Origin of the sequence: Providencia alcalifaciens (assembly GCF_915403165.1) — a bacterium.
Lineage (GTDB): Bacteria > Pseudomonadota > Gammaproteobacteria > Enterobacterales > Enterobacteriaceae > Providencia > Providencia alcalifaciens_C.
Window position 1 is genome coordinate 2,714,453 of record NZ_OU659204.1, and the last position, 22,175, is coordinate 2,736,627.

Consider the following 22,175-nt stretch of genomic DNA (forward strand, 5'->3'; position numbering starts at 1 on the left):
TTCATTATGTTCTTGATATTTCGCACTGTAGCAAGCTATCACGCTACAGTGCGAAACATGATGCTGTGGATTACTCTTCCGCAGCGATCATGCTTAAATAGCCCTGAGCGTCGATAAGGTCAGCTAACTGCGAGTCATCGCTCATCTTAATACGGAAAATCCAGCCTTCTTGATATGGCGATTCGTTCACCAGCTCTGGAGAATCGCTGAGTGCACTGTTAACTGCGATGATTTCACCACTAATCGGTGCATAGATGTCAGATGCTGCTTTCACAGACTCAACGACAGCACAGTCGTCCCCTGCGCTCACCACATCACCCACATCCGGTAAATCAACAAACACCATATCGCCTAAAGTTTCTTGCGCATGTTCAGTAATCCCAACGGTGAATTCACCATTGCCTTCATCACGCAGCCATTCGTGTTCGCGGGTATATCTTAATTCTTTAGGTGCATTGCTCATTTCTAGCCTCTCTTTTGATTCTGAGAATATGTTTTTGAGAAAAAGTTTTTGAAAAAACGTTTTAAAATCAATTTGTATTAGAAAATATCTAATTACACTAATGCCTTACCTTCACGGACAAATCCTGGCTTCACCACTTCAACCGGCATTTCCCGCTGACGAATTTCAACGATAGCGTGATTTTTAATGTCACTCGGTACACGCGCTAGCGCGATACTGAAACCTAACGTTGGAGAGAATGAACCACTGGTGATCACTCCCTCATGCAATTTACCTGATTCATCTGTAAAGCGCACAACCTGTTCGGCACGTAAAATACCTTTTTCGCGCATCACGATGCCCACCAGCTTATCAGTACCTTTCTCTCGCTGTTTTTCCAGCGCTTCACGACCGATAAAGTTTCTGTCTTGCGGCTCCCAAGCTATTGTCCACCCCATATTGGCCGCTAATGGAGAGATAGACTCATCCATATCTTGCCCATAGAGATTCATACCCGCTTCAAGGCGCAGAGTATCGCGAGCACCTAAACCTGCTGGGTGAACGCCTGCCTTCAGTAATTTATGCCAAAAATCCACGATTTGCTGTTTCGGCATCGCAATTTCATACCCTTTTTCACCGGTGTAGCCCGTGGTCGCAATAAACAGATCCCCAGTTTGAACACCATAAAAAGGCTTCATATCTTTAATGGCAGCACGTTGTTCTTCGGTCAGTAAAGTGTGAACTTTCTCTTGAGATTTCGGACCTTGAACGGCAACTAACGCCAAATCATCACGTACAGTAATCGCTACCGCATAATCTTTCGCGTGCTGCTCAATCCATGCAATGTCTTTGTCTCGCGTCGCAGAGTTAACCACAAGGCGGTAGAAGTCATCTTCAAGGTAATAAACGATCAGGTCATCAATCACACCACCAGATGCATTCAGCATACCGGTATACAGTGCGCGACCTTTGATGGTGAGCTTAGCGATATCATTGGCGAGAAGATAACGAAGAAAATCACGGCAACCTTCGCCATGTAAGTCAACAATCGTCATGTGGGAAACATCAAACATTCCTGCATCGGTTCGAACAATATTATGTTCGTTGATTTGCGAACCATAGTGCAGTGGCATCATCCAGCCATGAAAATCCACCATTTTTGCACCGCAGGCTATATGCTCATCATATAGAGTCGTTTGCTTTACCATGAATACCCTCTTTACATTACTGTGTCTGATGGGGTGATTGCGTAATGAACGGCATAAATTTTTTTCTGTGAATCCCGTTTCATCAAAACGCAAATCATCGGATTTGATTCAAAACTGCTAACATTCAAAATTGGATGCTATAAATAAAAATAGGGTGATGTACTCTCTGTATTACTGATTGCGCCCTCACATTACCAGTGGTTTTTGTTAAATAATTGAGAACGATCACTCAATCCCTTCATATTTGGCTTATTAGTGCGCAAAATATCATCGTAATTGAGACTTACTCCAAAAATGCGGATAAATTCAGAAAAATAGATTAATTAGAAAAACTAATCCGAAATTATAGATAAATTAGTTTTTCTCAGCTATTGGTAGACTAGGCTGACGGCTAACGAGACGGAATGAGAAATAAAAAACCTGAGCATTTAAAATTAAACACTCAGGTTATTTGAAAGAGAAAATTCAGGCGGAATTAAGCGTTATTAGTCGGTAGTTGCTTTAACCATTTAGGCATATCCGATAAGCCCATCGCGTGGTTCAGTAATTGAGGTTTAACACCCGGTAGACTGTCCGCTAAAACAAGGCCAATGTCTCGCAGCAATTTCTTCGCAGGATTGTTGCCATCAAACAGTTCACGGAAACCCTGCATTCCCGCTAACATCACCGCAGCGCTGTGCTTGCGGCTACGTTCATAGTCACGCAAATAGAAATATTGACCAAAATCTTTACCTTCACGGTGCAGCCTTCTGATTTCACCAATCAGCATGGCGACGTCCATAAAACCAAGATTCACACCTTGACCGGCTAAAGGATGAATGGTGTGAGCCGCATCCCCAAGTAGCGCTAAACGCTGCGCCGCAAACTGACGTGCATAGCGCCCGGTTAATGGGATAGTCAAACGGTCGCTTTCTAATTGGCAAAAACCTAAATTAACATCAAATGCGACGGTCAATTCTTTCTCAAATTCTAACTTATCTAAATCTTGGCGGCGGGCAGCAGCTAAGTTTGGTTGAGACCAAACAATCGAACATAAGTGCGGGTCGCTTAACGGTAAGAATGCGAGGATGCCTTCCCCATTAAAAGCTTGGCGAGCAATGCCTTCATGTGGGAGTTCGGTTCGAATGGTTGCCACCAGTGCAGTATGTTCATAATCCCAGAAAGTGAGCGGGATATCCGCATGGCTACGTAGCCATGAATTTGCACCATCTGCCCCGACGATCAAGCGAGCAGTTAACATATTTTCATCGTCTAAAGTGATGAAAACGTCATTTTCTCCCCACACTACCTTTTTGATAGTTGCAGGGGCCAGTAAAGTCACATCACGCAATTGGCTGGCTTTTTGCCATAAGGCATCGCGCACCACATTATTTTCAACGATATGACCTAAATGCGAGAGATTTTGGTCTTGAGCCGAAAAAGCAATACGACCGAAACTGTGGTTATCCCACACTTCCATCCCGTTATAGGCGGCAGCACGCATCCCTTTAATTGCTGACCATACATCTAAATGAGTCAATAATTTTTCACTGGCGGCATTGATTGCCGACACGCGTAACGCATGGGGATCGTTAGCAGAGAATGGCGTTTTAGGTGGATGGTTTTCAACGACCGCCACACGTAAACCACTGCCTTCGAGTCCACATGCCAGTGCGAGCCCAACCATACCACCACCGGCGATAACCACATCAAACGATTGCATATTTTTATTCCTCTTAGTTTTGTGGTTATTTATGTGCGACCCAGCCAAGGGTTTGGCGGGCTAAAACATCACGAACAGGCGGCAACATCTCCATCGCCATCAGACCTAAATTACGCCCCACAATTAATGGGAAGCAACGATTAGCAAATAAACGCACCAGACCATCAGTCATGGTGACGGTTTTTTCTCGGTCGGCTAATCGGGTGTGTTGGTACTGACTGAGCAATGAATAACTGCCAATATCTTGCTGATTATTATGAGCATTGACGACTAATTCAGCTAATTGCATGACATCGCGGATCCCAAGGTTGAAACCTTGTCCCGCAATGGGGTGTAATGTCTGCGCTGCATTTCCCACCAGCGCAACACGGTGACTGACAGGATTCACCGCTTTCCTTAACACTAATGGGTAACAATTACGTTTACCGGCTTGGGTTATTTCCCCTAAACGCCAGCCAAAGGCTTGCTGTAATTTACGAATAAAGGTTTCATCATCCCACGCATTAATATCGTCAGCATGTTCTTGGTGATGACACCAAACTAACGAGCTACGCCCTTCAGACATAGGTAATAATGCCAAAGGACCAAATTCAGTAAAGCGTTCGAAGGCACGTCCAGCAGGGTCAATCGATGTTTTCACATTGGCAATAATCGCCACTTGTCCATAATCATCTTGCTGCCATTGCATGTTGCAAGCTTGGCCAATCGCAGAACGGCTACCATCCGCCGCCACTAATAGGCTGCCCCTGATTTGCTCACCGCTGTCTAATGTTACCGTCACATTATCCACGGAGCGCTCGACGAGCTCCACTTTAGCAGGACAATAAAGTGTAACGCCGGGGGCTTTACGTAACAGTGAAAATAAACGTGCGCCCGCTTCATGCAATTCGATCACATTACCCAATTCAGTGATTTGGTGATCTTCCGCATGAATATTAACGAACCCAGCGTGCCCTCTATCGGACACATGAACGTGATTAATGGGGGTGACGCAATCAGCAAATGCAGCCAAAACACCTATCGACGATAAGTACTGGCAAGTGCCGTGAGCTAACGCAATCGCTCGTGCATCAAAGCCCGGATGCTGACCATCCGGTTGAGATGCTTCGATAAGTGATACCGAAACACGTCCTTGACTGAGTGATGAAATTGCCAGCGCCAATGTCGCGCCAGCCATTCCTCCCCCAACAATAATCACATTCATAGGTTGTTAATTACCTTCTATTATTACTTTTTACTGCTTAACCTAAGCGTTTTTTAGCCGCTGCCATTAACGCTTCAATTTCATCAGGATCTTTGACAACCATCGCTGTTAAGTTTTCATTCCCATCTTCAGTGATAAGAATATCGTCCTCGATACGTACGCCAATACCACGGTATTGAGGCGGTACATCAGCATCTGGCGCAATATATAATCCTGGTTCAATGGTCAGCACCATGCCCGGCTCTAAAATGCGGTCTCTTTCTACACCGTAAAAACCGACATCATGAACATCTAAGCCCAGCCAATGGCTTAAACCATGCATAAAAAATGGATGATACGCTTTGTTTTCGATCAATTGTTCGACATCACCCTGCAAAATGCCTAATTTCACTAAGCCTTCAGTTTTAATGCGAACAATTTGACGAGTCACTTCGTGGATACTGCTGCCAGGACGATATAGTTCTAATGCGGTATTGATAGATTGAAGAACAATATCGTAGATTTCACGCTGCTCTTTGGTAAATTTTCCGTTCACAGGAAAAGTCCGGGTGATATCCCCGGCGTAACCTTCTAACTCTGCACCAGCATCAATCAGAACTAAGTCCCCGTCTTTCATCGCACATTCATTTTCTGTGTAGTGCAAAATGCAGGCGTTTTCGCCACTACCGACGATGGTGTTATAGGATGGAAAACGCGCACCATGGCGAGTAAATTCATACTCAATCTCACCACAAAGCTGGTATTCATACATATTCGGGCGGCAAGTTTCCATCGCACGAATATGAGCTAATGCCGAGATTTCCCCCGCTTTGCGCATGACCGCCATTTCTGCATCCGACTTAAATAGGCGCATTTCGTGCACCATTGGACGCCAGTCAATGACTGTACGAGGGGCTTTTAAGTTTCGACGGCTTCCTCGACGCAGGACATCCAACGCACCGAAAACCAGTTTATCCGCGTAATCAAATTCACCTTGAGCGTGATAAACCACATCGAGGCCATTGAGTAATTGATAGAGTTGATCGACGATTTCATCAAATGGCAGCGCTTTATCAACACCTAATTTTTCGGGTGCCGCATCTTGCCCTAATCGACGCCCAAACCAAATTTCTGCTGTGAGATCGCGAACACGGTTGAATAGTACGGTGTGGCTATGTTTCTCGTCACTTTTTATTAAAACTAAAACCGCTTCTGGCTCACTAAATCCAGTCAGATACAGAAAATCACTGTGCTGGCGATACGGATATTCGCAATCCGCATTACGTTGTGCTTCAGGTGCTGAGAAAATAATAGCAGCACTTGCTGGTGCCATTTGAGCCAATAATGCATTACGACGAGAAATAAATTCCTGCTTATTCATACCGTTATTGCCTTATTATTTGGGTTTTAGATTGGTTGCTTGTTTGATAATTAGCTAAAAATCAAACGGCAATCAGTTTAAATTAGGTAAATCCGTTCCTTAACCGTAGGTGACTGACAATGCAGAAAGCCTATAGTTAATGGTCTCTACCCAATATTATAGATTAGTGAAGAACGGGCTTGATATTCTCGACAGAAGTTGGGCCTTTTTTCGGCTCAGCTAATGCGATGTAACACAGTTGAACGGCAACTCTCACATATTCAATAACTTCTTCTAATGCTTGCTCTAACTCTTCTTGGTCTTCTTCTTCATCATAACCAAGCATACCGATGTTACGTAGATCAGTAATTACTTCACTAATCTCTTTTCTATCAGTCAATTTAGGTTGAGCTACGCCAATACCAAGTAAGAAATGGTTGACCCAGCCAGCCAGTGCGTCCGCATGGTCAAACACAGAAGCATCTTCATCTGGAAATAGCATATTGAATGTAAATTCGGTGTCATCTAATGCTTCAAATGTGAGGTCATACAGTTCACGCAGCGGTTGTGAAACGGTTTGTGGAAACGCAAGTCCGTCATTCGCCAGATCATGAACAAGTGTTTGCCAACCATGGTCACGGCTTCCTCCACAAATCAACCCGGTTATTAAACCATGGATCTCGGCGGCAGTGAGTGCGATTGAGTGCTGTTGGAGTAAGTTGTCCAACGATTCATAGTTAGGTAAAGATTTTTGTATAGACATCTGAATTCATCATGTTAGCTTGGGATTCGTGATATGCTACCACCAAGGATAGCCGCTAGACCAGTCTGCTTTTTTTATCAGAGTTATTATTAGCTTATTTTTATTCTAAACTAGTAATATATCGCCAATGCCTATCTAAGCATAAGCTATGCAAAAATTAACAACATTTACGCCAAATGTCCTACTTTTATTGGCGAAAACGATTTTAGTATGGAGGTACCATGTCCGCACAACCCGTTGATATTCAGATTTTTGGGCGCTCTATGCGCGTTAATTGCCCAATAGAACAAAAAGAAGCGCTCTTAGAGTCAGCAAAAGAATTAGAAGAACGCTTAAAAACGTTAAAAGACCGAAGCGGTGTCACTAACACTGAACAACTTATTTTCATTGTCGCATTGAACGTCTGTCACGAATTAGCACAAGAAAAGACAAAAACGCGCGATTATGCTTATAATATGGAAGAGAAGATAAAAGTATTGCAGCAGACGATTGAACAAGCATTGCACGATCAGGTAAAAATCACTGAGAGGCAGGTATTGCCCCTAGAGTAAATATGCTTATTAATCAATCACTAGTAAAAAAATAAAACGAAAAATTAGGTTGCATTTATACTCTAATTTCGTACAATGAAATCACTGAGTAACGAAAGTTCTCAAAACAAATTTCTCTGAGATGCGCGTCAGTGGGTAAGTCCCCTGAGCCGATATTTCATACCAAACAGAATGTGGTTATTGCGCTGGTGAGCATGCCTGATTCGCTCAGGAAGCCTAAAGGTTGCTAAACTGCGTTCACCTTGAACCAAGGGTTCAAGGGTTACAGCCTACAACGGCATCTTGGAGACCTCCCTTCTATTTAGTCTGCACTGTATTCTTTGCACAATATCCCAAACCCACGCTAAAAATTACTTATTCCTATTCCTTGCGATATACTGTTTCGTAGGTTTTCCACGAATTATCAACTTGATATTAGGAATATGATTTATGGAAATGGTTATGTCAGATGCGCTTTCTTCACTACGTCAGCAAATCCGTAAATCGATTCGAGCAACCCGGCGGGAACTGACGCCTAAAGCCCAAGATGATGCGGCACAACGTATTATCGCCCACACACTTAATCACCCAAAAGTCGCAAAAGCTAAAACTATCGCCCTGTTTCTTTCGTTCGATGGTGAAATTAACACACGCCCATTAATCCAAACCCTTTGGGATCACGGAAAACAAGTTTATCTACCCGTTATTCATCCTTTTAATCCTCATCACTTATTATTTTTGCACTACACGCCGAGGACTATCTTAGTAAAAAATAAATTTAATATTGAAGAGCCACAATTAAATCTGTTGGATGTATTACCCATCGAGCAACTGGATATTATGATGATCCCGCTGGTGGCTTTTGATAGCCAAGGACAACGATTAGGTATGGGGGGTGGATTTTATGATAGAACATTGGCTAATTGGCAAAAAACTGGCTTTTATCCTATTGGGCTCGCCCATGATTGTCAGTTAGTTGAAGATTTACCTGTTGCGCATTGGGATATTCCGTTGCCAGAAATTATTACCCCGAAAAAAATATGGCGCTGGTAAATACCAACGCCATATTTCGATAACAATTTAAATGTAATTAGAACAGCAGACGAGCGCGGATAGTGCCCGGTAGAGATTTTAATTTCAGTAATACTTCATCCGCTTGGCTTGGTGACTGCGTCAGTACATCAATAACCACATAGCCCACATTACCTGAAGTTCTCAGATACTGCCCGACCACGTTAATGTTATTTTCAGTAAACACTTGGTTGATACTGTTCATGATACCAGGGCGGTTTTCATGAATGTGCAGTAAACGGTTAGTATCATCCATATGCACTGGCAGAGAAACTTCAGGGAAGTTAACCGCAGATAATGTTGAACCGTTATCTGAGTATTTTGCCAGTTTGCTTGCCACTTCTAAGCCGATATTTTCTTGCGCTTCTTCTGTTGAACCACCGATATGTGGGGTCAGAATCACGTTATCGAATTTAATCAACTCAGAGATGAATGGGTCATTAGGATCGTTGTTTGCTGCTGGCTCCGTTGGGAATACGTCAACCGCTGCCCCTGATAATTTCTTACTTTCTAACGCTGCGCTTAATGCAGGGATATCAACGACGGTACCGCGTGATGCGTTAATGAAAATCGCACCTTGTTTCATTTGCTCAAACTGCGCTTTACCAAACATGTTTTTCGTGCTTGCGGTTTCAGGCACATGTAGGCTAACCACATCGCTCATTTTTAATAATTCTGGTAATGAACGAACTTGAGTTGCGTTACCTAATGGTAATTTGTTTTCGATGTCGTAGAAGTAAACATCCATACCAATTCCTTCAGCTAAGATCCCTAACTGAGTACCGATATGACCATAACCGACAATACCTAAGCGCTTGCCACGAGCTTCAAAGCAGCCTTTCGCTTGTTTTTCCCAGATCCCACGGTGAGCTTGCATATTCGCTTCAGGAATACGACGTAACAGCAGTAATAACTGGCCTAGTACCATTTCCGCCACGGAACGGGTGTTGGAGAATGGTGCATTAAAGACAGGAATACCGCGCTTCGCTGCTGCATCGAGATCAACTTGGTTGGTTCCAATACAGAAACATCCCACAGCCACCAGCTTTTCAGCTGCGGCAAAGATCTCTTCCGTTAAATGAGTACGGGAGCGGATCCCCACAAAACGTGCGTCTTTAATCGCTTCTTTTAATTCTTCGTCCGACAGCGCGCTTTTGTGATATTCGATATTGGTGTAACCCGCTGCTTTAAGGTTATCCACAGCACTTTGGTGAACACCTTCGAGCAGTAAAAATTTAATTTTGTCTTTCTGCAAAGATACCTTGACCATTTACCCTACCCTATCGTTCTTAATTTTTGACCGATGAATTTCGTATGAACTCAAAATAATTCGAGATGCACGCCATGAAATTAAGGCACTCCCGCCCCCTCACATGCACCTTGAAATAAAACGAGAATACCAACATAGCAAAATCCAGCGCAGTAGCAATACAAACGATTGCTTAGACTCTGCTAAAATGTGTGATGAAAAAGAAGTTATGTGGTGGAAAATCTAGAGCGGTAACACAAAATAAGCATTTTGCCCACCCAATGGGCATTTGTGTGAGATATATCACCAAAATAGTGGAAGGTAAAAAAAATTTAAATAATTTTCATGTTGATGATATTTACAAAAGTCATTAACTATCAAACTATCTAGTTAAAAACCTTTCTAATCAAAAAAATAAGCCAGTGAACTCGAAAATCCACTGGCTTATCATTACAATCTGATTAATTACAACTTAATGGTTTTTACGCCGTCAGCCGTTCCCATCAGCACGACATCCGCGCCACGGTTAGCAAATAATCCGACTGTTACCACACCAGCAATCCCGTTGATTTTATTTTCTAAAGCGACTGGGTCGAGGATCTCTAAGTTGTGAACATCTAAAATAACGTTACCGTTATCCGTCACTACATTCTCACGGTAAACCGGCTGACCGCCCAGTTTGACTAGCTCACGAGCCACATAGCTACGCGCCATTGGGATCACTTCCACTGGCAGAGGGAATTTACCCAGTACGCCCACCAGCTTAGATTGGTCTACGATACACACGAATGTTTTCGCAATCGCAGATACAATTTTTTCACGGGTTAATGCTGCACCGCCGCCTTTGATCATGTTCATGTTACTGTCAACTTCGTCAGCACCATCAACATAAACATCTAATAAGTCCACGCTGTTACAGTCAAAAACGGGAATACCCAAGGATTTTAATTTTTGCGTTGACGCTTCAGAGCTAGAGACTGCACCTTCGATTTGCCCCTTCATCGTTGCTAATGCATCAATAAAGTGAGACGCGGTAGAACCTGTACCAACACCGACAATCGTGCCTGGTTTAACATATTCTAGTGCCGCCCAACCTACTGCTTTTTTTAATTCATCCTGAGTCATACGAGAGCCTTATACTGAAATAATAAGTCATTAAGTAGATGTCCAATAGTATATACCGGACATCCAGCAAGTTGCAGTATTGTTATTAGGGATTGTGCACTACTTCTTATGAAAAATACCCTTTAGGAATATTTGCAAGTGTTATCCCTAAAAATATGGCATAGTGATTAGCAGAATAACAAGAAGGAGAGTTTTTGATGAAGCGCCCTGATTATCGCGCCTTGCAAGCACTGGATGCCGTCATTCGTGAACGCGGATTTGAACGAGCAGCACAAAAATTGTGTATCACCCAATCTGCAGTTTCTCAACGAATCAAACAGTTAGAAAACCTTTTTGGTCAACCTTTACTCGTGCGTACCGTTCCGCCACATCCGACTGAACAAGGTCAAAAACTGCTTGCACTGCTTCATCAAGTAGAATTACTCGAAGAACAGTGGCTTGGGGATGAAAACAGCGGCTCTACCCCATTATTGCTCTCCTTAGCAGTAAACGCCGATAGCTTGGCAACATGGTTCTTACCTGCATTGAATCCGGTACTGGGTAACACCCCCATTCGCTTAAATATCCAAGTGGAAGATGAAACCCGCACCCAAGAACGTTTAAGACGTGGTGAAGTGGTGGGTGCTATCAGTATTCAGCCACAAGCGCTGCCGGGCTGTTTAGTCGATAAGCTGGGCGCACTGGACTATATTTTTGTGGCTTCTCCTGGCTTTGCCGCTAAATACTTTCCTGAAGGTGTTACTCGCGCATCGTTATTAAAAGCGCCAGCCGTGGCTTTTGACCACTTAGATGATATGCACCAAGCTTTTGTACAACAAAATTTTGGTTTATCTCCGGGCAGCGTGCCCTGCCATATTGTTAACTCATCGGAAGCGTTTGTGCAGCTAGCAAAACAAGGTTCAACATGCTGCATGATCCCGCATTTGCAAATTGCCAGTGAATTAGAAAATGGTGAGCTGGTCGATTTAACACCGGGATTATGTCAGCGTCGTATGCTTTATTGGCATCGTTTTGCGCCAGAAAGCCGCACGATGAAGAAAGTGACTGACGCCCTGCTGAAAACAGGACGCCAAATGCTAAAACAAGATGATGAAATTGCTGCCGAAATTAACGCTTAATTTCAAAAACCACATCGACTTGATCATTAAAATCAATACTTTGTTGCTCATAGGTCTCATCAACATTGAGATCTTGAGCAGTTGCTTTCAACGCACCACCACGGCTGCGCATCGCCATTGGGTATGGTACATCTGATGGAGCATTATAATTAATGCTGTAAATCGGCCCTAACTGCGCATTAAACCCTTTCGCCAACGCTTCAGCCTGCTGCTGAGCATTCTTCATTGCTTGGTCACGCGCTGCATTACGATATTTCTGCGGATCATTCACGCCAAATTGGACTGAATTAATTTCATTCAATCCTGCCGCTAATGCACCATCGAGCAGAACATTCAGTTGATCCAGTTTTTTCACTTTCACTTCAACGGTTCTTGTCGCGGTATACCCTTTTAAGGATGCTTTTGCAGACGAACTATAATCATAATTTGGTTGCGTACGCACATTGGCAGCTTCAATATCTTGCTTTTCAATGCCATTTTTCTTTAGGAATTCATAATATTCAGCAACACGCTTATCAACGGCGGCTTTCGCAGCAGCGGCATCTTTATTGGTCACTTGCACATTAATGCTCAGCGTTGCCATATCTGGTGCCACTTTCACAGCACCACTTGCTGACGTTGAAATATGCGGACCTTCTGGTACGGCACTTGCCAATGACATGGTTGGTACCGCAAGACCTGCCAGCAGGGCAGCAACAACGATAGATTTCAATTTCACAGAACCTCCCAATGGTATTTTTCTCTACAAGAAAAAGGAAGCTCATCATAAACTTCCTTTGATTAAGGTTCACATTATCATATTCAGCGCAAACTGCGATTCAGAATAATGCTAATTAATAACCCAAACCATGCATCATGAGTTTAAATGCAATAAACCACATGACACAACCGACAAACAGGTTAATAAAACGCTGGGAACGTGGTTTATTCAGTATAGGAGAAAACCAAGCGGCTAACAGGGCTAATAAAAAAAACCATACGAATGAAGCCGTCAAAGCCCCTGCAGTAAACCATGGACGTAACTGGCTTTCTAGTTGCCCACCGACACTGCCTAATACCACAAATGTATCCAAGTACACATGAGGATTCAGCCAAGTGACGGCAAATAAAGTCACAATCGCTTTCCAGCGTGTCATCGTTTTGCTTTCTAGCTGTAAGACCTCATCATCTGGGGTCATTGCGGTACGAAATGCACCATAGCCATACCACGCTAAGAAAGCGACTCCAGCCCATGTAATTAACGCCATCAATAACTCAGACTGGCTTAATAGCGCACTGCCACCAAATACACCGGCAATGATTAAAATTGTGTCACTTAGTGCGCATAATAATGCACTCATCAAATGAAATTGTTTTCGGCTACCTTGTTGCAATACAAATGCATTTTGTGGCCCCAAAGGTAATATCATTGCAGCACCTAGCAACGCCCCCTGAAAATAAATCGTAAACATGCAATTTTTCCTAATAATTATTCAGACTATCTGCAAAGAATGATATCCAGAAAAAATTATTAGTGAAAACGATTAACTCTAATGGTCCATAAGTAAGGCTAATCAGGATTGGCGATAAAAAATGATAAAAAATAAGGATGGGGTTAAGGACAAAGTGCAAATAAAAATGGCGCAACTTTTTAGATCACGCCATTTTTAAGGATAAATACGTTAATACTTATTCAGCAGAAATATTTTTTGCGCTGGTATTAACTTGGTGAAGATGGACATCCATTTGTGGGAATGGAATACCAATATTGTGCTTATCAAGAGCACGCTTAAAGTTTTCCATTAAATCCCAGTAAACTGGCCAAGTATCACCATTCGTTGTCCAGAAACGCACTAAATAGTTTAATGAAGATGGTGCCATTTCATTCAAACGGATAGTCACGCCTTTATCATGCAGAATACGCGAGTCCGCAGCAACAATATCACCCAATACTTTTTTAACCACATCAATATCAGAATTGTAAGCAACACCGACCATGATATCTTGACGACGAAGCGGCTCACGAGTCACGTTGATGATGCTGTCGCCAATAATTTTACCATTTGGGATCACCACGATACGGTCATCTGCCGTTCTCAATGTGGTTGAGAAAATTTGCACGCTCTGTACTGTACCGTCAATCGCGCCAATCTTAACAAACTCACCCGCTTTTAATGGTCTGAATACCACCAGCAGAACGCCTGCAGCAAAGTTACCTAATGAGTTTTGTAATGCTAAACCAACCGCTAAACCGGCGGCACCCATTACCGCGATGACAGAGGCAGTTTGTACGCCAATTTTTCCCAGCACAGCAATTAAGGTAAATGCCACAATGGTATAACGAGCAATAGCAGATAAGAATTCGCTAACAGTGGAGTCAATTCCTCTCATTGTCATCACGCGATTCAACCCACGGCTAACCCATTTAGCAATCATCAACCCCACAATTAAAATAACAAGTGCGGAAACGATATTGACGACATACTGGACTAGCAGATCCTGATTTGCCACAAACCAATTTGTTGCATCATTCAATGCGCCTGTAACATCATCAGTATTCATATGTATATCCTTTTCGATCAAATTTAGACTAGGAAAACTCGCTCAATTCAATTAGTAACCTTGGAAACTATTAGTAAATAATTGAATAACACGCTTAAAATAATAGCTATAAATTATCAAAATATAAAATTAATCGATAAATAAAATGTTATTTATCGATTTTCGATAACAAACTCACGGTAGTCATCCAACATATCGAAAAAGTCATTTACGCCACAAAAGGCAATACTTTCATTATCATAGTAACTCATCCCCTCTTCTAAGCCATCCGTCTCAAAGGCTAACTGGTTTGCACGGATCATCACTTCCTCATCATCGAGAATAAGTGTGTATTCGTGACCAATAAACTCCCATTGCTTTTCACTGCCTTTAATCAGTTCATAATTTTCTGCAATGGTATCCAGTAAACTGAGGTCGTTTTTGATTTCCTCATTTAGCCAGTAACCGATAGCTTCATGATCCATTGAAAATTTAGCGGTAATACTTCCTGTAATATCCTTTAAGAATTGGTAGTCCATATGCAATACCTCACACTTTGCGTCTTTGAATTAAGTATAACGCGAGATGATGAATATGAGTGAGAGGTTTCATTGAGACTAAAAAAACAAAAGGCTCCACGATGGGAGCCTTTAGACATAAATTAACGATAAATTAAACAGCAGTTTGGAAAATCACACCGTCAGCTTTTTCAGTGTACTGATCCAGTTGGTCAAAGTTCAGATAGCGGTATGTATCTTCCGCAGTCTCGTCGACTTTATTCATAAACTGTTGGTACTCAGCTGGCGTTGGTAAACGACCTAACAGAGAAGCAACCGCGGCTAACTCTGCGGATGCCAGATACACATTCGCCCCTGTACCTAAACGGTTAGGGAAGTTACGAGTCGATGTCGAAACGACTGTCGCACCATCAGCCACTCGAGCTTGGTTACCCATACACAGTGAACAGCCTGGGACTTCAATACGCGCACCACTCTTACCAAATACGCTGTAATAACCTTCTTCCGTTAATTGTGCGGCATCCATCTTCGTTGGTGGCGCAACCCACAGGCGAGTTGGTAATTGACCTTTATGAGAATCCAGCAGTTTACCTGCTGCGCGGAAGTGACCAATGTTGGTCATGCAAGAACCAATGAATACTTCATCGATTTTTTCATTCTGAACATCAGACAGTAAACGCGCATCATCTGGGTCATTTGGCGCACACAGAATTGGTTCCTTGATCTCATTAAGATCAATTTCAATCACTGCAGCATATTCTGCATCGGCATCGCCTTCGAGTAACTCAGGGTTCGCTAACCAGTTTTCCATACCCTTGATACGACGTTCAATGGTACGACGATCGCCGTAACCTTCGGCAATCATCCACTTCAATAGAACGATGTTGGATTTCAGGTATTCGATGATTGGTGCTTTATCCAATTTGATAGTACAACCCGCTGCGGAACGTTCGGCTGACGCATCTGCCAATTCAAATGCTTGCTCAACTTTCAGCTCAGGAAGACCTTCAATTTCCAGAATACGGCCAGAGAAAATGTTTTTCTTACCTTTTTTCTCAACAGTCAGTAAGCCATCTTTAATCGCATACAGTGGAATAGCATGAACGAGGTCACGTAATGTGATACCCGGCTGCATTTGCCCTTTGAAGCGAACTAATACGGATTCTGGCATATCTAGAGGCATAACACCGGTTGCGGCGGCAAAAGCCACTAAACCAGAACCTGCTGGGAATGAGATACCAATTGGGAAACGCGTATGTGAGTCACCACCAGTACCAACAGTATCTGGCAATAGCATACGGTTTAACCAAGAGTGAATAATACCGTCCCCCGGACGCAGAGAAACCCCACCGCGATTCATAATAAAATCAGGCAACGTATGGTGCGTAGTAACATCGACAGGTTTTGGATAAGCCGCCGTGTGACAGAATGACTGCATGACTAAATCTGCAGAGAATCCTAAACACGCTAAGTCTTTCAGCTCATCACGCGTCATTGGACCCGTGGTATCTTGAGAACCGACAGAGGTCATCTTAGGTTCACAGTATTCACCAGGGCGAATACCTTGACGACCGCATGCACGGCCAACCATTTTTTGTGCTAACGAATAACCACGATTGCTTTGTGCAACAGGTTTCGCAAGACGGAACATATCCGTTGCACCTAAACCTAATGCTTCACGCGCTTTCGTCGTTAAGCCACGACCGATGATCAGCGGAATACGACCACCAGCACGAACTTCGTCAACTAACACATCCGTTTTTAATTCGAATGTTTCTAACAATTCGTTAGTTTCGTGGTTACGAACTTCACCTTTATATGGATAGATATCAATCACATCCCCCATATTCAGCTTAGATACATCCACTTCAATTGGCAGTGCACCCGCATCTTCCATTGTGTTAAAGAAGATAGGAGCAATTTTACCGCCCAGCACCACACCGCCGCCGCGTTTATTAGGCACGAATGGAATATCATCGCCCATAAACCATAAAACGGAGTTCGTTGCTGATTTACGCGAAGAACCAGTACCAACGACATCACCCACATAAGCCAGCGGGAAGCCTTTTTTGTTCAGTTCTTCAATTTGTTTAATTGGACCTACGCTACCCGCTTCATCAGGAACGATACCATCGCGTGCGTTTTTCAGCATTGCTAAAGCATGCAGAGGGATATCTGGGCGCGACCATGCATCTGGTGCAGGGGATAAATCATCGGTGTTTGTTTCGCCAGTCACTTTAAATACAGTCACTGTCATTTTTTCGGCTAATTCAGGGCGCTGATTGAACCAATCGGCATTTGCCCATGATTCAATCACTTGCTTAGCATGTGCATTTCCCGCTTTCGCTTTTTCTTCGACATCGTAGAAGTTATCGAACATCAGTAAAGTATGGGAAAGTGCTTTCGCTGCGATGGCTGCCAATTTAGCATCATCAAGCGCTTCGATTAGTGCGTGAATATTGTATCCGCCCTGCATGGTACCAAGCAGTTCGATGGCTTTTTCAGGGGAGATCAGAGGGGAGGATGTTTCGCCTTTTGCGATCGCGGCTAAAAATCCAGCTTTAACGTACGCTGCTTCATCGACGCCCGGTGGAACACGGTTGGTCAGCAGGTCTAACAAGAAATCTTCTTCACCTTTGGGTGGGTTTTTCAGTAACTCGACTAGTGCAGCTACTTGTGACGCATCTAATGGCTTAGGGACAATCCCTTGAGCGGCACGCTCGGCTACGTGCTTACGGTATTCTTCTAGCACGACGTTCTCCTCGCTTCTTTGTTATTTATATACCCGGCTGTCTGCACCATCCTGAAAAAATTATCATCCGGTGCCAGGTCAGAGGAATTTGCTCACATAATCTCAATGGCGACAAAATTATGTCCAGCTTCGGGCGATCAGCATAGCAGAATTTAAACGTAATGTTAATTCATTCACAAGAAAGTAACATTCTTCTGCTAACTTAACCCATTAACAAACTTTATAGGGCAATTTTTAAGCTTGAAACATCATAATCCATTATAAACATCCATTAAGACCCTACTTTTTATAATCCATTTCATAACTGAAAGCACCCTAATTAGTGCCTTTTTTCATCCCTTATCACAAATTATATTTAATAACTCATTTTTACTTATCTGACTAATTGATAAGGCAAATCATTGCGATTGGTTTAAAATTTTTTAACGAATTTTATGGAGTTTATTGGTCTTTTTAGTTCAACCAGATTACTGAGAGGAAGCAATAAAAAAGAGCCTATAAAAATCTAGACTCTTCAATTGAAACTTAAATTATTTCAAATAATTGATTGATAAATGAAAACTTTCTAAATGAGAATAATTCAATACTAGCCTTCATTTTTAAGCGTATCACGAGCTTCAACTAAAATAGATATCAAGTCATCTAATGGCATCTTTGCAATAAAATTATTTGATAAATCAGAACCAAATAATTCAACTTCTAAATTTTCCGTTCCTTTATCTTGATTTATTTCAGCGATCCTTTGCCATCCTAATTGCACTTCTAATGTCAAATTTTCATATTTCATAGGACTTGAAAAAAATAATTCTAAGTTTTTTTCTTTCATTTTTCTTTAGCGCTAATAGTGTATTGGGACATCTATCAATACAAGTGAGGGAGATTAACTTAATTATGTAAAATTAAACTAAAGGCTCTAACTGTAAAAGATGATCTTTAGCTTTTCCTATCAATGATAGAAAATCATTATACTTAAACTCTAAAAATTCAGAGTCTGGATAAATAATGATATTTATATAATTAAGAAAATAAGTTAATGCATTTATTCATTAAAATAAAAAAGACCAAAACATTTCTGCTTTGGTCTTCAATTCGCTTATTTTTTGCTAAAAAAGAAATTTATTTTTTCTTTTTCGCTTTAGCGTTTGGTAAGTCAGTGATACTACCTTCGTAGATCTCTGCCGCCATACCAATTGATTCGTACAGTGTTGGGTGAGCATGGATAGTTAATGCTAAATCTTCAGCATCACAGCCCATTTCGATTGCCAGGCCGATTTCGCCCAGTAATTCGCCGCCGTTAACACCAACAACCGCACCACCGATAATACGGTTAGATTGCTTGTCAAAAATCAGCTTAGTCATACCTTCAGAGCAGTCAGATGCAATTGCACGACCTGATGCAGCCCATGGGAATGTTGCTGTTTCGTAGCTGATGTTTTTCTCTTTCGCTTCTTTCTCAGTTAAACCAACCCAAGCAACTTCTGGCTCAGTATAAGCGATTGATGGAATCACTTTAGGATCGAAATAGTGTTTCAGGCCAGAGATAACTTCTGCTGCAACGTGACCTTCGTGAACACCTTTGTGAGCCAGCATTGGTTGACCAACAATGTCACCGATAGCAAAGATGTGCGGTACGTTAGTACGCATTTGTTTATCAACATGGATGAAACCACGATCATCAACTTCAACGCCAGCTTTACCTGCGTCTAAGTTCTTACCATTAGGTACGCGACCGATAGCGACTAGCACTGCGTCATAACGTTGTGGCTCAGCAGATGCTTTTTTGCCTTCCATTGAAACGTAGATACCATCTTCTTTCGCTTCAACAGCAGTCACTTTGGTTTCTAACAGTAAGTTGAATTTCTTGCTGATTTGCTTAGTGAATACTTTAACCACGTCTTTATCCGCAGCTGGGATAACTTGGTCAAACATTTCAACCACATCAATTTGTGAACCCAGTGCATGGTATACAGTACCCATCTCAAGACCGATGATACCGCCACCCATTACCAGCAGACGCTCTGGAACTTCTTGCAGTTCTAATGCATCTGTTGAATCCCAAATACGTGGATCTTCATGAGGAATAAATGGTAACTGAATTGGACGTGAACCCGCAGCAATGATCGCATTATCAAAGTTGATAGTGGTGCTACCGTTTTCGCCTTCAACAACCAGTGTATTCGCGCCAGTAAATTTACCCAGACCGTTAACTACGTTAACTTTACGGCCTTTCGCCATACCCGCTAAGCCACCAGTCAGTTGAGTAATTACTTTCTCTTTCCACAGACGAACTTTGGAAATGTCAGTTTTTGGCTCGCCAAATACGATACCGTGCTCAGCTAATGCTTTAGCTTCTTCGATAACTTTAGCAACGTGCAGTAATGCTTTAGAAGGGATACAACCAACGTTCAAACAAACTCCACCAAGAGTTGAGTAACGTTCTACCAAAACAGTTTCTAAACCTAAGTCAGCGCAACGGAATGCCGCAGAATAACCTGCTGGGCCTGCACCAAGCACAACGACTTGGGCTTTAATTTCAGTACTCATCATGACCTCTTTTTGTTTTGTCCAGCGGGGCCGCCGAATAAACGAATTTTCCACTGGTAAAGTACACACCGCAAGCAGTTTACAGAATTGTTAACATCCTGAAAAGGCTGAATACGTGACGTAACTCCCAACCTTTCGTTGCAACAGCGAAAAACTCTGCCCCAGCCTAAATAAAACAGACCGGTCAATTGACCGGTCTTATTAGTTACATTACCAGACGGCGAATATCGCTCATCAGTTGTCCAACTAAAGTAATGAAGCGCGCACCATCAGCACCATCAATCACACGGTGGTCAAATGACAGCGACATTGGCAGGATCAGGCGTGGAACAAACTCACTACCATTCCAAACTGGTTTGATAGAAGAGCGAGACAGACCCATAATTGCCACTTCTGGCGCATTCACGATCGGTGCAAAACCGGTAGTTCCGATACCACCTAAGCTAGAGATAGTGAAGCAACCGCCTTGCATGTCAGCGGCGGTCAGTTTACCTGCACGCGCTTTCTTAGACACTTCACCCAGCTCACGAGATAACTCCATAATGCCTTTTTTGTTCACGTCTTTGAAAACAGGAACCACTAAGCCATTTGGTGTATCTACAGCGATACCGATGTTGATATATTTTTTCAGGAACAGACGCTGCGCATCTTCTGAAATAGAGCTGTTGAAACGAGGCATTTCTTCCAGAGCACGAGCAACCGCTTTCATCACGAAGACCAATGGAGTGATTTTCACATCCAGTTTTTTCTTCTCAGCTTCTTTGTTCTGCTGCTTACGGAACTCTTCAACTTCAGTGGTATCCACTTCTTCCATCAGAGTTACGTGCGGGATCATGACCCAGTTACGGCTCAGGTTAGCGCCAGAAATTTTCTGGATACGACCCAGCTCAACTTCTTCAACTTCACCAAATTTGCTGTAATCAATTTTCGGCCATGGAAGCATACCCGGTAAACCACCGCCAGCTGCTGCTGGTGCTTCTGCACGTTTAATTGCATCTTTAACGTAAGCTTGAACGTCTTCACGCAGGATACGACCTTTACGACCTGTACCTTTCACTTTCGCTAAGTTCACACCAAATTCGCGAGCTAAACGGCGGATAACTGGTGTTGCATGAATATACGCATCGTTCTCAACAAATTCATTTTTGCTATCAGCAGCTTTAGCTGGAGCGGAGGCTACTGGCGCGGCTGCTGGAGCTGCAACTGGAGCAGAAGCAGGAGCTGCTGTAGGTGCTGGTGCTGCGCCCGCAACTTCGAAAGTCATGATCAGGGAGCCAGTTTTAACTTTGTCGCCAGTCGCAATCTTAATCTCTTTAACTGTACCTGCGAATGGTGCCGGTACTTCCATTGATGCTTTGTCGCCTTCAACGGTGATTAAAGATTGTTCAGCAGTTACGGTGTCGCCAACTTTTACCATTACTTCGGTAACTTCAACTTCATCACCACCGATATCTGGTACGTTAACGTCTTTGATTGCCGCTGCTGCTGGTGCCGCAGCGGGTGCCGCAGCTGGTGCTGCTGGAGCAGAAACCGCTGCCGCAGGCGCTGCGCCAGCGACTTCGAATACCATGATCAGCGAGCCAGTTTTCACTTTATCGCCAGTCGCAATCTTAATCTCTTTAACTGTACCTGCGAATGGTGCTGGTACTTCCATTGACGCTTTATCGCCTTCAACGGTAATCAGAGATTGCTCAGCCGTGATTGCATCACCGACTTTAACCATGATCTCAGTGACTTCAACTTCATCACCACCGATGTCTGGTACAGCAACTTCTTTCAATGCTGCAGTAGCAGGAGCAGCTGGTGCCGCTACTGGAGCCGCAGGCGCTGCTGCTGGTGCAGATGCACCTTCTGCTGAATCAAAAATCATGATTAATTTGCCAGTAGTAACTTTGTCACCCACTGCAATTTTAATCTCTTTAACCACACCCGCTTGTGGAGATGGGACTTCCATAGAAGCTTTATCACCTTCAACAGTGATGAGCGATTGCTCTGCTTCTACTTTATCACCAACTTTTACCATTACTTCGGTGACTTCAACTTCATCAGCACCGATATCTGGCACTTGGATTTCAATAGACATTGATTAT

Annotated in this window: 19 protein-coding genes and 1 other RNA gene; 4 read left to right on the plus strand and 16 right to left on the minus strand. The window is 43.0% G+C overall.

What is annotated here, in order from left to right; genetic code table 11:
• Positions 1–70: 70 nt before the first annotated feature.
• The 6 genes from gcvH to LDO73_RS12490 all read right to left on the minus strand — a co-directional run bounded on the left by gcvH (position 71) and on the right by LDO73_RS12490 (position 6,658).
• A complete protein-coding gene (gene gcvH, locus LDO73_RS12465) occupies positions 71–463 on the minus strand; it encodes a glycine cleavage system protein GcvH (RefSeq protein WP_036951141.1) in 393 nt (130 codons plus the stop codon).
• Positions 464–555: 92 nt separating this feature from the next.
• Positions 556–1,650 carry a glycine cleavage system aminomethyltransferase GcvT gene (gcvT, locus tag LDO73_RS12470; RefSeq protein WP_224058201.1) on the minus strand — a complete coding sequence of 365 codons (1,095 nt, stop codon included), beginning with the start codon at positions 1,648–1,650 and terminating at the stop codon, positions 556–558.
• Between the two features lie 475 nt (positions 1,651–2,125).
• Positions 2,126–3,352, minus strand: coding sequence for an FAD-dependent 2-octaprenylphenol hydroxylase (gene ubiI / locus LDO73_RS12475; RefSeq protein WP_224058203.1), 1,227 nt, complete (start codon positions 3,350–3,352; stop codon positions 2,126–2,128).
• Positions 3,353–3,377: 25 nt separating this feature from the next.
• On the minus strand, positions 3,378–4,556 hold the full coding sequence (gene ubiH / locus LDO73_RS12480; RefSeq protein WP_224058205.1) for a 2-octaprenyl-6-methoxyphenyl hydroxylase: 1,179 nt from the start codon (positions 4,554–4,556) through the stop codon (positions 3,378–3,380).
• 37 nt (positions 4,557–4,593) lie between these two features.
• A complete protein-coding gene (pepP, locus tag LDO73_RS12485) occupies positions 4,594–5,916 on the minus strand; it encodes a Xaa-Pro aminopeptidase (protein ID WP_224058207.1) in 1,323 nt (440 codons plus the stop codon).
• Between the two features lie 163 nt (positions 5,917–6,079).
• Complete coding sequence (locus tag LDO73_RS12490) at positions 6,080–6,658, minus strand: YecA family protein (protein ID WP_224058209.1); 579 nt, start codon at positions 6,656–6,658, stop codon at positions 6,080–6,082.
• Between the two features lie 221 nt (positions 6,659–6,879).
• Between LDO73_RS12490 and zapA the strand changes: the two genes are divergently transcribed.
• The 3 genes from zapA (at position 6,880) to LDO73_RS12505 (ending at position 8,241) form a co-directional block, all read left to right on the plus strand.
• A complete protein-coding gene (gene zapA, locus LDO73_RS12495; RefSeq protein ID WP_036951152.1) occupies positions 6,880–7,209 on the plus strand; it encodes a cell division protein ZapA in 330 nt (109 codons plus the stop codon).
• Between the two features lie 110 nt (positions 7,210–7,319).
• Positions 7,320–7,502: non-coding RNA, 6S RNA (ssrS, locus tag LDO73_RS12500), on the plus strand.
• A gap of 136 nt (positions 7,503–7,638) precedes the next feature.
• The gene (locus LDO73_RS12505) at positions 7,639–8,241 is read left to right on the plus strand and encodes a 5-formyltetrahydrofolate cyclo-ligase (protein WP_224058211.1); all 603 of its coding nucleotides are present in this window, start codon (positions 7,639–7,641) and stop codon (positions 8,239–8,241) included.
• A gap of 37 nt (positions 8,242–8,278) precedes the next feature.
• Here LDO73_RS12505 and serA read toward each other — a convergent pair whose 3' ends face one another.
• Both serA and rpiA read right to left on the minus strand, forming a co-directional pair.
• Positions 8,279–9,529, minus strand: coding sequence for a phosphoglycerate dehydrogenase (gene serA / locus LDO73_RS12510; RefSeq protein ID WP_224058212.1), 1,251 nt, complete (start codon positions 9,527–9,529; stop codon positions 8,279–8,281).
• A gap of 444 nt (positions 9,530–9,973) precedes the next feature.
• Entirely contained in the window at positions 9,974–10,633 is a 660-nt protein-coding gene (gene rpiA, locus LDO73_RS12515; RefSeq protein ID WP_224058213.1) for a ribose-5-phosphate isomerase RpiA, read from the minus strand.
• Between the two features lie 197 nt (positions 10,634–10,830).
• On the opposite strand from rpiA, the gene LDO73_RS12520 reads away from it, so the two are divergent.
• Positions 10,831–11,751, plus strand: a complete 921-nt coding sequence (locus tag LDO73_RS12520) for a LysR family transcriptional regulator ArgP (RefSeq protein ID WP_224058215.1) — start codon at positions 10,831–10,833, stop codon at positions 11,749–11,751.
• Here LDO73_RS12520 and LDO73_RS12525 read toward each other — a convergent pair.
• The 8 genes from LDO73_RS12525 to aceF all read right to left on the minus strand — a co-directional run bounded on the left by LDO73_RS12525 (position 11,741) and on the right by aceF (position 22,168).
• Positions 11,741–12,469, minus strand: coding sequence for an oxidative stress defense protein (locus LDO73_RS12525; RefSeq protein WP_224058217.1), 729 nt, complete (start codon positions 12,467–12,469; stop codon positions 11,741–11,743). The genes LDO73_RS12520 and LDO73_RS12525 overlap by 11 nt on opposite strands.
• A gap of 115 nt (positions 12,470–12,584) precedes the next feature.
• Positions 12,585–13,202, minus strand: coding sequence for an arginine exporter ArgO (argO, locus tag LDO73_RS12530; RefSeq protein WP_224058219.1), 618 nt, complete (start codon positions 13,200–13,202; stop codon positions 12,585–12,587).
• Positions 13,203–13,419: 217 nt separating this feature from the next.
• Complete coding sequence (mscS, locus tag LDO73_RS12535; RefSeq protein ID WP_036951161.1) at positions 13,420–14,292, minus strand: small-conductance mechanosensitive channel MscS; 873 nt, start codon at positions 14,290–14,292, stop codon at positions 13,420–13,422.
• Between the two features lie 152 nt (positions 14,293–14,444).
• The gene (locus LDO73_RS12540) at positions 14,445–14,810 is read right to left on the minus strand and encodes a YacL family protein (RefSeq protein WP_036951163.1); all 366 of its coding nucleotides are present in this window, start codon (positions 14,808–14,810) and stop codon (positions 14,445–14,447) included.
• A 133-nt stretch (positions 14,811–14,943) separates the two neighbouring features.
• Positions 14,944–17,541 carry a bifunctional aconitate hydratase 2/2-methylisocitrate dehydratase gene (gene acnB, locus LDO73_RS12545; protein ID WP_224058221.1) on the minus strand — a complete coding sequence of 866 codons (2,598 nt, stop codon included), beginning with the start codon at positions 17,539–17,541 and terminating at the stop codon, positions 14,944–14,946.
• A 586-nt stretch (positions 17,542–18,127) separates the two neighbouring features.
• Positions 18,128–18,367, minus strand: coding sequence for a hypothetical protein (locus LDO73_RS12550; RefSeq protein ID WP_224058222.1), 240 nt, complete (start codon positions 18,365–18,367; stop codon positions 18,128–18,130).
• Between the two features lie 290 nt (positions 18,368–18,657).
• Positions 18,658–20,085 carry a dihydrolipoyl dehydrogenase gene (gene lpdA / locus LDO73_RS12555; protein WP_224058224.1) on the minus strand — a complete coding sequence of 476 codons (1,428 nt, stop codon included), beginning with the start codon at positions 20,083–20,085 and terminating at the stop codon, positions 18,658–18,660.
• Between the two features lie 205 nt (positions 20,086–20,290).
• Positions 20,291–22,168 (minus strand): pyruvate dehydrogenase complex dihydrolipoyllysine-residue acetyltransferase, encoded by a 1,878-nt coding sequence (aceF, locus tag LDO73_RS12560; protein ID WP_224058225.1) that lies wholly within the window; start codon positions 22,166–22,168, stop codon positions 20,291–20,293.
• Between the last annotated feature and the right edge of the window lie 7 nt (positions 22,169–22,175).